Source organism: Flavobacterium cupriresistens (assembly GCF_020911925.1).
Taxonomy (GTDB): Bacteria; Bacteroidota; Bacteroidia; order Flavobacteriales; family Flavobacteriaceae; genus Flavobacterium; species Flavobacterium cupriresistens.
This window is the reverse complement of sequence record NZ_CP087134.1, coordinates 531,736-544,930: the sequence shown is the minus strand read 5'-3', so window position 1 is coordinate 544,930 and position 13,195 is coordinate 531,736. Positions and strand designations below refer to the sequence as shown.

Sequence of the window (13,195 nt, the reverse complement as noted above, 5' to 3'; positions counted from 1 at the left end):
ATATGGTTAAAAAAAACACACGCATTTTGAGATGTCTGAAATATATAAGTGAGCTCACCAATCATAAAGTTTAGTTTAAATGAACTTACATGACTTATATGGTTTAAAAAAAGCACATTTTGAGATGTCTGCAATATATAAGTGAGCGCCCCAATCATAAAGTTTAGTTTAAATGAACTTACATCACTTATATGGTTTAAAAACACACACATTTTGAGATGTCTGCGATATATAAGTGAGCGCCCCAATCATAAAGTTTAGTTTAAATGAACTTACATCACTTATATGGTTTAAAAAAACACACATTTTGAGATATCTGCGATAGATAAGTGAGCACTCCAATCATAAGGTTTAGTTAAAATGAACTGATATCACTTATATGGTTTAAAAAACACCTTTTTAGCAAGGTCAAAGTGGCAGTAAATCAAGGACTTTTGAAAATAAACAGCAAAACACTTGACAACGCCTATCTCACAATCGTATATTTGCACTCGATTTATAATTTTAGATAAAAAATCTAAATTCTACATTCTAAAATCAACAATTCAAATATGAAATTATCACATTTTCAGTTTAATTTACCGAAAGAACTTTTAGCCGAATTTCCAGCAGAAAACAGAGACGAGTCTCGTTTAATGGTAATTGACCGTCAAAAACAAACTATAGAGCACAAAATGTTCAAAGATGTTATCAATTATTTTGATGATGGAGACGTTTTGATTCTTAACAATACTAAAGTTTTCCCGGCACGTTTGTACGGAAACAAAGAAAAAACAGGAGCAAGAATTGAAGTTTTCTTATTGAGAGAATTAAATTCTGAGCAACGTCTTTGGGACGTTTTGGTTGATCCGGCCCGTAAAATCAGAATTGGTAACAAACTTTATTTTGGTGATGACGATTCGTTAGTTGCTGAGGTAATCGACAATACTACTTCTCGTGGTAGAACATTACGTTTTTTATATGATGGTTCTTATGAAGAATTCAGAAATAAATTAACAGAACTTGGAGAAACTCCAATCCCAAAATACATCAACAGAGAGGTAACAGCAGAAGATGCTGAAAGATACCAAACTATTTATGCAAAAGAAGAGGGAGCTGTAGCGGCACCAACTGCAGGTTTGCACTTCTCGAAACACCTTTTGAAAAAATTAGAAATCAAAGGAATAAACTTTGCTGAAGTAACATTACACGTTGGTTTAGGAACTTTCAACCCGGTTGAGGTAGAAGATTTGTCTAAACACAAAATGGACTCGGAAGAATTGATTATCAATCAGGAAGCTTGTGATATTGTAAATGCTGCAAAAGCAAACAGAAAACGTATCTGTGCCGTTGGAACAACTTCAATGCGTGCGATCGAAAGTTCTGTATCTTCTCAAAATACCTTAAATCCTTACGAAGGATGGACGAATAAATTTATTTTTCCTCCTCACGATTTTAGTATTGCGAACTGTATGATTACAAATTTCCACACCCCGAAATCTACTTTATTAATGATGATTTCAGCTTTCTGTGGTCATGATTTAATGAAAAGAGCCTACGAAGAAGCAATCAAAGAAGAATACAAATTCTATTCTTACGGAGATGCCATGCTGATCATCTAATTAGAAATAAGATTAAAATAAGAAAACCCATCGTTAATGATGGGTTTTTTGTTTTTGGGAAGGTTTTGTTTCTTTTGTTTCAGGTTTCAAGTTTCAAGTTCGTAAACCTGAAACTTGAAACCTGAAACCTGAAACTTGAAACTTGAAACTTGAAACTTGAAACCTGAAACCTGAGACAAACAAAAACATTTTCCTATTTTTACAAACAAAACAAAAACAATGACTTTTCTAAATACACGCGAATTCGCGAAACAACTTGACTCACAAGATGCTTTAAACAAGTATCAGGAGCAATTCATTTTTCCAAAAGTAAACGATAGACGGGTGATCTATTTTACCGGAAACTCTTTGGGATTACAGCCAAAACGCACTAAAGCCTATATCGATGAAGTAATGAATGATTGGGCAGAACTTGCTGTTGAAGGTCATTTTTATGCGCAGAAACCTTGGTGGGACTATCAGGAAAGATTTGCAGAACCGCTGAGTAAAATTGTTGGAGCTTTACCTTCAGAAGTGACGGTGATGAATACTTTAACGGTGAATCTGCATTTATTGATGGTTTCTTTCTATCAGCCAACCGCAACGCGTTATAAAATTATCTGCGAAGAAAAAGCCTTTCCTTCCGATCAGTACATGTTTCAAAGTCAGGTGCATTTTCATGGATATAAACCTGAGGACGCGATTGTAGAAATCAAACGTCGTGAAGGAGAACACAATATTCGTCTGGAAGATGTTTTGGCAAAAATAGAAGAAGTGGGTGATGAACTGGCTTTGGTTTTAATAGGTGGAGTAAATTATTACACCGGACAGGTTTTTGACATCAAAACCATTACTGCAGCAGGACATAAGGCAGGAGCTAAAGTAGGTTGGGATCTGGCACACGCTGCCGGAAACATCAAACTGGAACTGCACGACTGGAACGTAGATTTCGCAGCCTGGTGCAGTTATAAATATATGAACTCAGGACCGGGAAATGCTTCGGGTTGTTTTGTGCATGAAAAACACCATACTAATCCTGACTTACCTCGTTTTGCAGGCTGGTGGGGACATAATAAAGAACGTCGTTTTAAAATGGAACCGACTTTTGACCCTGTTAATGGAGCAGGAGGATGGCAAATTAGTAATTTGCCAATACTTTCATTAGCTCCCTATTTGGCTTCCGTAGAAATGTTTGCTGAAGTAGGTATGGAGGCGCTGATTGCTAAAAGAGATCATATTACGGCTTACTTAGAATTTGTTTTGCAAGAGATCGATAAAGAAGTAGAGAGTACTTTCGAAATTATTACACCTTCAAATCCGGAAGAAAGAGCATCACAATTGTCTGTATTTTTACATGGTGAAGGCAGAAGTTTATTTGACTATTTGATGAAAAATGGCGTTATAACAGATTGGCGTGAACCTAATGTAATTCGTTTAGCCCCAGTGCCATTGTATTGTTCTTATGAAGATATGTATGATTTTGGGCAAATTCTTAAAAAAGGGATTTTAGCCAAACAATAAGCAATCGTGTAATTCTGTAATTTTTCGACTGAATCCTATAACATATGGGTTTGCTATTCTGCTTTATTTTGTAGGGTATAAATGTAAAATCCAACAACATGAAAACAGTATGTGTACTAATTGTAACCTTAATGATCATTTCCTGTCAAAATCAGGATAAGATGGATCTCAATAAGGCAAAGCAAGCCAGTATTGATTCGATGAAAGTAGAGATTAGCAAGCAAAGGATTATCGATTCAATGAAGGTTGAAATGGCCAGATTGGAAAGTGAAAAAGAAAAAGCAGAAGCTCAGAAAGTAGTCGTGATGAATGAGCAGCGTGACGAAAGAGCAACGCCACCACCAACTGCCAAAAAGAAAGGCTGGAGTTCTGCGGCAAAAGGCGCTGTAATTGGTGCCGGAGTAGGCGCTATTACCGGAGCAGCAGTGAGTAAGAAAAAAGGACAGGGAGCTGTGATCGGAGGATTGGCCGGAGCCGGAATTAGTGCCGGAACAGGAGCGATTATAGATTCCAAAAAGAATAAAAAAGAGTAAATTTAAATATAAAAGCCCCGAGTTCAGTTGAACCCGGGGCTTTCCGTTTTTAGCAATGTTCAGGAACTTTAATTTCCGTTAGCTCTACTTTATAAGAATTAAATTGCTCCTTAATTTGGTTGAAATCAGCTTTAAAGTATAAGGTTGATTCCAATAAATTTTGATAATATTCAATGCCCTTAAATAGATTGGATTTAAAAGTATTCCATTTTTTTAATTGATTGGAAGTAACTTCCTCTGTTGTATTTTCAATTTCATTTCTAAGGTAATCCAAATACATTTTTAGTTCTTTTACCAATAAATTGGGACGGTTTGAAATTCTTAAAACAGATTTATTTCCATAGATATGTTGCAGCATTTCTTTTAATGAAACTTCCTGATCAAAGTAGGCCATATTGGGACCGGGGCAGATTACAACACCCTGAGCCTGCCCTTTTATTTTAATTTCATTTTCCAGATAACTGGCGTTGGCCAAACCAACACATAAGCAAGATTTCTCGGTGATTTTTGCTTTCTCTTTTTCATAAACAGCAGCTGAAATCGCGCTTTTTGAATTTTCCAGTGCCGCCAGTTTTATGTCTTGGTATTTTTTTGAAGCCGTACAAATTCCTGTTGGATCATATTCCTTGCTTAAAGCCAGAAATCGCTTGGGACAAGAACTCCCTGCTTTGTTTTCCTGAATACGTTTTTGTTTTAGTAGTTCATTTGTCGAATTTTTCAATGAATTGAAAGGAACTCCTAAAGGTGAAATGTGACTTAAATATAAATCCTCTTCTTTGGCATTGATCAATAAGCTCCTGGTTTCCTGATCGACAGAAGTAGCTTCGGGAACCAGTAAAAAAGGAGTACCCCATCCAATCGAATCGATTTGATAGGTTTCTAATAAAAAGTCATGTTCTTCGGCAGTTCCAACCCCGCCCTGAACGGTAATTTTTGTCGCTAAAGCCTGTTCAGGAAAAGTTTTGTTTTTTTGCTGTAATGCCTTAATCATTAATTCGTGGGACGATTGTACTAATTGTTCTTTTTTCTGCCTGAATTCGTCTAAAATTGGCCCTAAGAGCAGTCCATCCGTGGCGAAAGCGTGCCCGCCACAGTTCAAACCCGACTCGATGCGGTATTCAGAAACCCAAAGCCCTTTTTTGGCTAAAAAATTGCCCTGAATCATAGCCGAACGAAAATCACTTACTTTTAGAATGATTTTCTTTTTGAGCGCATTGTTTGGATCGGGATAAAAATCAGGGAAATTTTCAAAATAACTAAAAAGTCTCGGATTCATTCCGGCCGACAATACGATAGAGGAATCGAGATTGCTGTTCGCAAAACCTCTTAAAGCGGCATGAGCATCATTAAATTCAATCGGAAGTTGGGTATTCCTGACAAAATTGTCTTTATCGAGTTTCGTCATAATATTGACATCAATAGCACCCGCCGAAAGATGCGATTCAATGTAATTTTGAATGTTTTCCTTGAAAGAAATTCCATCCTCAAGTAAATTCTGAAAACCTTTTTTGATGATGGAGGTATTCGGTAACATGGCCATGAAATTCTCAAGCACTGTTTTGCTTTCCGCCAATTCTGTTTTGAAATTTTGAAATTTTTGCTTTACAATTTTATCGACTAAATTGAGATAAGAAGTGATGCGTTCCGCACGGTGATCCTGAATTTTTTGACTTATTTCCTGATAAGGCTGATTGAATTTGGTGCTGTAAAAAAGCCTCATTTTTTCGATTAACTCATCATCGGCAATAGAGATTACAGATGAAATACCATATTGCGCAACCCGAATCGGACTGTCTATAGTATAAGCAAGCCCCATTACCGGAATATGAAAAGTGTGTAGATTTTTCTGTGTCATTTACTTTTACGTTAAGAAAGCAAATGTTGGAAAAAAGATTCGCTAAAAAGCTGATAAATATCATCTTTAACCTGAACTCGATTAATATTTAAAATTTTAAAATGTTTTACCTTACACCTGCGAGGTCGAAAAAGACCTTGTAGGAAAAACGTAATGTATAAAAAGCAGTAACTTAATAATCGAATACAGGTCTTTACTAATAAAGCCAAGGTCGATACCTCTAAACCAGAATTTTTTTCAAAGATTCAGCAATAGCACGCCATAAAAAATTGTAAAACGATTTCTCGGGAATGCGATCTAATGCCACAGCAGCTTTTTTGGCCTTCTCATCAGAATCATTTTTCAGAATTATATTGGCTATAGCCGTTTTGAGTTTGGCTTTCTTTTCAGGATTTTTCTTTTGAAAAAGGGTTACTTTTAAATCATCATAAACTAAAGAGGCATTTCCGGTTGCATTGCCATCGTTTCCGTAAAAATTAAATTGATACGTTTTAAAAGTTCCTGTAAAAGAAGTGTTTATATACGGCTTGGTAAATCTAGCCAAAGCCGCCACATCAAAATTGGAGATCCTTCCCTGAATGTGAAAGCTGTCTTTCGGGTCCAAAACATTAAAACTCCAATTAACATGTAAAGCCGAGTTCTTCATGAATTGACAATCCACCGTAATTTTGGTATCATCCGCTTTTTTTAACCCAAAACCACTTTGGATAGCAGTGGTTTGAAGATTGAAATGATCAAAAGTTAAAATGCCCGGACCTTTAGAGAAATCGATCTCTTCTTCATAAACCAATTTTGATTTTCGGATTTGTAAAGAATCAATTTTCATTGGGAATTTAATTTTTCGCAGTAAAGCATTATACAAAGGCTTCTTGCTTAAATCGTCTTTTGGTATTTTACTGCGGTAAATATTCGCATCCAGATGGTTTACAACCAAAGACGAAGCATTAAAAAAGAAACGGTTGTTTTTGAAACCCCACTTCAGGTTGTTCAGATGTGCGGAGTCAAGCTTTAGTGTATAAATGTCTTTTTCTTTTTCCAGTTTTTGCACAAAGACTTTTCTCGAATATTCCGGTAAAACCGAGAATTTATTGATTTTTAAAAAGTTATTTTCGGTACTAATCTTGCCGACTGTAATACGATAAAAGGAGCTGGGTTTGTAATATAAACTGTCACAAACCAAGGTGTATTTTTTGTAGTGCAACGGAATTTTTTCTTGTAATGTAGCGTCGGTAATCAAAATACCTTCGAGTTTTAAAAGAATTTTTTTGATCGTAAAGATCGGTTTGCTTGTTTGTAAGGAAACAACATCTACAGCGCCATCATTAAGGTAAACGTTAGAAACGGCAATTATTTTTCGGAAAGGAGCAATGATTTCTGTCTCGATACTTTTGCTGTTGTTTAAAAGCTTTGTGCCTTTTTTGTATAAAATAATACGGGGTTTGTTGATGATTATACTTTCGGCCTGAATAACATTACGAAAGACCAAATCCCAGATGTTAAAATGTTTAATTGTAATAGATTCAATTTTTGTGAAAAGTCCATTTTTACTGTCCTTAGGTTGGTTTTTTGGATGAACGACTAAGGTGTACGCATGGATATTCCTGGACAGTAATGCCACATCGATTTTCTCATAATTGATATGATAGGCGGTTTTGTTTTTCTCGTGAATAATGACAGGCAGTTGTTTTTTTATCCAATAATTAAGACCGCTATTGGCTAAAAGCACAAAAACAAAGACTAAAATGATACCGATTGTTATTTTTTTATAGATAGACATTATTATTGTGTTAACTTTAATACATAAATTTAAACTTTTATAAAGAATGGTTTTTATATGATTCCGTTTTTAAATTACATGATTACTAAATTGTCTGTCTGTTTATACTTTTTTGCATATGAGAAAAATTAAAAAAATCCTGTTGGTTTTATTGGTCGTAATTGTTGCTCTGGGAATTGGGTTGTGTGGTTATATATTTCACCTGAAACCCAAGTATGAAGGAGAGTTACAACTTAATAATCTGGAAAAAGAAACAACCGTTTATTTTGATGATTTTGGTGTTCCTCATATTTATGCGAGTTCAGAAAAGGATGCGATGACGGCCTTGGGTTATGTGCATGCGCAGGAAAGATTGTGGCAAATGGAGTTGTTGCGTCGTATTGCACCGGGAAAATTGTCTGAGATTTTTGGTTCGGTAGCGCTTAAAAACGATAAATTTTTCTCCGGAATCGGAATCGAAGAGGCGTCGGCCAAAGCCATTTCTAAATTAGACAAAAACAGTCCGAGTTATCAATTGACGATGGCCTATTTAGATGGAATTAATCAGTATCTCGAAGAAGGAGTAACTCCGATTGAGTTTACGCTGGTAGGTGTAAAAAAGGAAAAGTTTACGATAAAAGATGTTTATAATATTTTCGGATATATGTCTTTTAGTTTTGCGATGGCGCAGAAAACGGATCCGTTATTGACTAATATTCGCAATAAATATGGTGTTGAATATGTAAAAGATTTAGGGATCGAAGGAGAGTTTAATACCACACAGCTTAAAAGTTCAAAAGAAAATTTTGAAGAATATACGGCGGTTGCAAAATCGGTTGCTGCCTTGCTGGACAAATCGCCAATTCCACCGTTTATTGGAAGTAACAGTTGGGTTGCCGGTCCACGGAAAACGAAAAGCGGTAAAGTGATTTTTGCTAATGATCCACATATCGGATTTTCTCAGCCTGCAACTTGGTACGAAGCGCATTTGATTGCTCCTGACTTTGAGTTGTACGGATGTTATCTGGCCGGAACACCTTTTCCGTTATTGGCACACAACCGAAATTATGCCTACGGGTTAACCATGTTTGAAAATGATGATATTGATTTCTATCAGGAGAAAAACAAAGCTGATGATGCCAATCAATACCAAACTCCAACAGGTTTTAGTGCTTACGAAACCAGAAAAAAGACGATCAAAGTTAAAGATACATCAGACGTTGTTATGACTATTAAATCCAGTCGACACGGACCAATTATGAATGATATATTAGATCATTTGGATAAAAAAAATCCGATTGCCATGTCGTGGACGTATACGCGAGAGCCAATCCAGATTTTGGATGCTGTTTACGGAATTTCGCACGCTAAAAGCAAAGATGATTTTAGAAAAGCAGTTAAGTTAATTGCAGCACCGGGATTAAATGTAATGTATGGGGATGCCAAAGGAAATGTGGCATGGTGGGCAACAGGAAAATTGTACAAACACAATAAAGGTGTGAACTCCTTTTTTATTTTAGACGGTGCCAGCGGAAAAGATGATATTACAGAACAGTTGGATTTTGAGAAAAATCCGTCTTCCGAAAATCCAAAGTGGGGGTATGTGTATTCAGCAAACAATCAGCCCGAAGCGGTTGACGGTTATTTGTATCCGGGATATTATCTGCCGGAAGATCGTGCTAAAAGAATTTCGCAGTTAATGGATGCCAAATCAGATTGGGATAAAGAAGCGATCAGTAAAATGATTTACGATAATACCTCTCCGGTTGCAGCAGGGACAGTTCAGAATTTAATTTCGAGTTTAGACAACAGTAAGCTTTCAACAGAAGAACAGCAAGCCATTACGGTTTTAAAATCATGGAAAGGAACCAATAATCTCGAAGACGTTGCACCAACGATTTACAGCAAATGGGTTTATCTCTATTTGAAAAATACGTTTGAAGACGAAATGGGCAAGGAGAATTTTGATTTATTCTTAGGGACACATATCGGAAAACAGATTATTGCCAGACAGATTGTCAATGAGAACTCGGTATGGTGGGACAATATCAAAACTCAAAAGGTAAAAGAAACCAGAAATGAGATTGTTTCAAAATCGTTTCATGACGCTATAGGCTCCCTTCAAAAGCAATTGGGAAATCAAGTTTCAGATTGGAAGTGGTCGAAAGTTCATACTGTTGAACACGAACACCCGTTAGGAAAAGTGGCAGCATTGCGAAAATTATTTAATGTTGGCCCTTATGCTTCACCGGGAACCAATGAGGTAATTAATAATTTATTCTTCGGATTAAATACGGAAGGTCAATACCATGTAAAAGGTGGTCCGTCTACAAGAAGAGTGGTCGATTTCTCTGATATAGAAAACAGTTGGAGTATTTTACCAACAGGGCAATCAGGAAACCCGTTCAGCAAACATTACGACGATCAGGCTGAAATGTACAATGCAGGAAAGTTTAGAAAAATGAAATTGAATAAAGAGGAAATTGTAAAGACTTCGACTAAGTTGGTTTTAAAGCCGAGATAGTGAGAAGTGAAATGTAAAATGTGAGAAGTGAAAATTTTCACCTCAAGACTTTTTCTTTGACCCTTTGCACCTCCAAACCTAAAAAAAATTGGGGATAAAAGTTCGAAAACTTTTATCCCCAATTTTTTTATTTAGACACTAAATATTTTCCTTTAACAATATCCCGCGTGTAAATATCAAGATTATTAAGCAGTACCTTGTTTGTTGTCATTGCGTTTGTGGTTTGGTAACCGTTGTCTTTTTCGTAGGTCTTTAGTAAGGTTTCAAGCTCTACTTCATTATAAAAGGCAAACATATTATAAACAGCATCTCTGAAGTTTTTAAAATTGATGGTTTCTGTTATTTCTATGGTTTTTTGATCGTTCCATTTTTCTTTAGAAGCCGTTTCATTTATTTTATTCAAACAATAATCAACAAAATAAGTTTTGTAATTGGTAGCCTCAATAATTCGGTTGATTATGATTGTGTTTTGCTGTGACGGCATTGGTATGGCATTAGAAGAGGTTTGTGACTTACAAATCGCTGGAACAAACAATAAAAATACTAAAACCGAAAGGGAATGCTTTTTTAAATTTTTCATAGGTTATTTTTAAAATTAGATACAACTTTTACAGTTGTAAATAGGGTGATTTGGGATTATAAGATTTTTTTTTGGGCACGCTAAAATAGTATTTTTTGTTTTAAATGTCCAATGAAAAGAACACTTTCAAACGAAAAACTCCGATACGGCAGCTTTAAAAATTGTCGTATCGGAGTTCGTAAGAGAACGATTACCTGTAATCGGATATGGGACTTTTGACTTTATTTTCGGGAGGCTCGCATGGCTTTTACGATTTTTAGATTTTGGTCTTTAGACAGTTTTTGGTATGCTTCGGTCTCCATTCCGTAAAGGGCCACTTTTCCTTTTTCGTTATTGTGTATGCCCCAGCCATAACGTTTGGTCAAAGGAGAGGCACGCAGACAGGCTTGTCCTTTCGAAAAGAATTTCTCACGGGCTTCCTCATATTCTGATTGGGTTAAATCATTTTTATCGGCGAAAACCTGAAACAAAACATCGTCTGAGGAATATTTATAAGGATTAGCATTAATCAGGTCAAACTCGATAGTGGCAATAGTTTTGGCTTCGCCTTTTTGTCTCGGAATTTCACCACCGGTAGCGGGACAATCTTCCGCTACTTCAATAAAAGTGTTTTCGTAGTTTGTGGTATGAACTTTCATCTGGTCTAGTTATTAATAAAGAGTAAGCTAAAATAATGATTTTCAATTAAAAACTCCGATCGTATAGCGGTTAAATCTATGCGATCGGAGTTTACTAACTAACGATTATTGTTTTGTTATTTTTTAGAAATTTCCTCCAAAACCTTTTTTCCGCTTTCATTTGACGGATCAAGTGTTACCGATTTTGTGTAATTTTCGATCGCCAACTTGGTGTTGCCGTCTTTCAAATAAGCCTCTCCTAAACTGTCATAAACATTTCCAACTTTAGGGAAAGTTTCCACATTGATTTTGAACATTTCTATCGCTTCTTTTGTTTTTCCGCTTTGCAATAATTGATACCCCGCGTTATTTATCTCTCCCTCTTTGATGCGGTAGGTCGAGTCTGCTTTTAGTTTTTTATAGCTGTCAATTCCGGCGGTTAGCCCTTTTGTATTAAAAACCTCCGACAATTCAAGTGCCATTGATTTTTTCGCTTGATTATAAGGTTGATTGTATAAAATAGCTCTGATCGCAGTATTCATTTCACCCAAAACAGTACCTCCCGTATTGTTCAATAAAACAACCAGATTTTTATCTGCCGGAACACGGGATATTAGAGTGTTAAATCCGTTGATTCCTCCGCCGTGTTCTACTATTTTTAATTTGCTTTTATCACTGTTTAAAAGTTCATCGATAAACCATCCGTATCCATAAGACTCATCACCGAAGCTGATATAAGGTTTGAATAAGGAATCCATAGAAGCAGCTGATAGTAATTTATTGGTGTACAATGCCTGATCCCAAAGGTATAAATCCTCTACAGTAGAATACAAAGAACCTGCTGCATACGGAATACTCATATCAATATAAGACGAATTAATGAGTTTTTTGCCTTGTTTTTCGTAACCTGCAGCTCGCTTTTTTAGAATAATTTCGTTGTGGTCGTAACCGGTATTTGCCATTTTCAAAGGAGTCAGAATGGTTTCCTGTAAATATTGCTCATAGGTTTTTTGAGTGATTTTTTCAATAAGATAACCCAATAGAAAATAACCCGAATTGCTGTATCTGAATTTTTCGCCTGGTGTAAATTCAAGTGGTAGATTTTCAAAGGTTTTTATAAACTCTTGCGGAGTATAAGGTTCCTTGCTTTTTTCTTCCAGAAATTTAGGAACCGAGGTATAATTTGGAATTCCCGATGTATGCGTAAGTAAATGATGAATTGTTATTTTGTCGCCCGTTGCTTTTGGGTAATCCGATAGATAAGTGGTGATTGGGACATCCAGTTTTATTTTGCCCTCTTCTGCCAGTTTTACAATTAAGAAAGCGGTAAATTGTTTGCTGATCGAACCCAATCTGAATTTGGTGTCAGTCTGATTTGGAATATTCCATTCCATATTAGCCTGTCCGTATCCTTTTTTGAAGATGACTTTTCCGTGTTCTGCAACCAATATAGACCCATTAAATTGACCATATTGGTTGTATAAGCTCATTAGCTGATCTATTTTTTTAGCCTTGTCTTGAGCAAAAGAGAGGTTGAAGGTGAAAAGTGCAATAAAGCAAATTACAAATGATTTAAATAAAGAACGGTTCAATTGTTTTTTCATGATGATTAGTGTCTAAAGTTAATAAATAATTGCATCCCTGCAGACTAATTTGTTAGACGACTGGTTTTACATTTAGTTTCACTATTAATCCGTTTTTTTTTATTTTATAAACGAGGAAGTATTAAAATTTAATGGAGTATTATTTTCGAAAGATTTATGTTCATAACTAACGATTCGTTTCAATTTCCAGTCGTTCTCTTTTCGTTCCCATATATGAATAAATTTTCCTGTTGTTTGCGGAATGTCATTGGCAAAAAAGGTATGTTCGCCCAATTGTAAAGCACCAAAATCTCCTAATTTAGTTATAGTACAGGAGTTTAATTTTCGGATTACTTTTTCGGGTCTTGTATAATTTCCAATTAAAGCTTTTATTTTACCGCCATAAGGAACGTTTAACCCGTATCGATCATCATAAAATTCGATATCATCGCTTATTATTTTTTTGAAAAGAGCAGCATCACATTGATTGAATGCAATATCAAAGAGTAGGCTGTCCATTCGGATGATGTCAGTTTTTAAAAGTTCTGCTTCTAAATCTTCACTTTTTGTCTGGTCTAATGTTTCTCTGCTTAAAAACAGCATAAAGAGAACGAGTAGGTTTATCATCGGCATCATGATTACTGTT

At 35.7% G+C, this 13,195-nt stretch carries 10 protein-coding genes; 4 read left to right on the top strand and 6 right to left on the bottom strand.

Features of this window, described 5'->3' with window-relative positions; translation table 11 throughout:
• The first annotated feature begins 551 nt into the window (after positions 1–551).
• The 3 genes from queA (at position 552) to LNP23_RS02625 (ending at position 3,634) form a co-directional block, all read left to right on the top strand.
• A complete protein-coding gene (gene queA, locus LNP23_RS02635; protein ID WP_047778968.1) occupies positions 552–1,601 on the top strand; it encodes a tRNA preQ1(34) S-adenosylmethionine ribosyltransferase-isomerase QueA in 1,050 nt (349 codons plus the stop codon).
• 219 nt (positions 1,602–1,820) lie between these two features.
• Positions 1,821–3,101 (top strand): kynureninase, encoded by a 1,281-nt coding sequence (gene kynU / locus LNP23_RS02630; protein ID WP_230003579.1) that lies wholly within the window; start codon positions 1,821–1,823, stop codon positions 3,099–3,101.
• Between the two features lie 98 nt (positions 3,102–3,199).
• Positions 3,200–3,634: a glycine zipper family protein gene (locus LNP23_RS02625; RefSeq protein ID WP_230003578.1), complete on the top strand. Its 435-nt coding sequence runs from the start codon at positions 3,200–3,202 to the stop codon at positions 3,632–3,634.
• Positions 3,635–3,683: 49 nt separating this feature from the next.
• On the opposite strand, the gene LNP23_RS02620 is transcribed toward LNP23_RS02625, so the two are convergent.
• Together LNP23_RS02620 and LNP23_RS02615 are read right to left on the bottom strand one after the other, a co-directional pair.
• Complete coding sequence (locus tag LNP23_RS02620; RefSeq protein ID WP_230003576.1) at positions 3,684–5,489, bottom strand: hypothetical protein; 1,806 nt, start codon at positions 5,487–5,489, stop codon at positions 3,684–3,686.
• A 220-nt stretch (positions 5,490–5,709) separates the two neighbouring features.
• Entirely contained in the window at positions 5,710–7,266 is a 1,557-nt protein-coding gene (locus LNP23_RS02615; protein ID WP_230003574.1) for a hypothetical protein, read from the bottom strand.
• Between the two features lie 118 nt (positions 7,267–7,384).
• Between LNP23_RS02615 and LNP23_RS02610 the strand changes: the two genes are divergently transcribed.
• Positions 7,385–9,769 carry a penicillin acylase family protein gene (locus LNP23_RS02610; protein WP_230003572.1) on the top strand — a complete coding sequence of 795 codons (2,385 nt, stop codon included), beginning with the start codon at positions 7,385–7,387 and terminating at the stop codon, positions 9,767–9,769.
• A 127-nt stretch (positions 9,770–9,896) separates the two neighbouring features.
• On the opposite strand, the gene LNP23_RS02605 is transcribed toward LNP23_RS02610, so the two are convergent.
• From LNP23_RS02605 to LNP23_RS02590, 4 genes are all read right to left on the bottom strand, one after another.
• Positions 9,897–10,349, bottom strand: a complete 453-nt coding sequence (locus tag LNP23_RS02605; RefSeq protein ID WP_047778962.1) for a hypothetical protein — start codon at positions 10,347–10,349, stop codon at positions 9,897–9,899.
• A 221-nt stretch (positions 10,350–10,570) separates the two neighbouring features.
• A complete protein-coding gene (locus tag LNP23_RS02600) occupies positions 10,571–10,987 on the bottom strand; it encodes a DUF6157 family protein (RefSeq protein ID WP_230003570.1) in 417 nt (138 codons plus the stop codon).
• A 116-nt stretch (positions 10,988–11,103) separates the two neighbouring features.
• Positions 11,104–12,570: a serine hydrolase gene (locus LNP23_RS02595; RefSeq protein WP_319624897.1), complete on the bottom strand. Its 1,467-nt coding sequence runs from the start codon at positions 12,568–12,570 to the stop codon at positions 11,104–11,106.
• A gap of 99 nt (positions 12,571–12,669) precedes the next feature.
• Positions 12,670–13,185, bottom strand: coding sequence for a nuclear transport factor 2 family protein (locus LNP23_RS02590; RefSeq protein WP_230003567.1), 516 nt, complete (start codon positions 13,183–13,185; stop codon positions 12,670–12,672).
• Between the last annotated feature and the right edge of the window lie 10 nt (positions 13,186–13,195).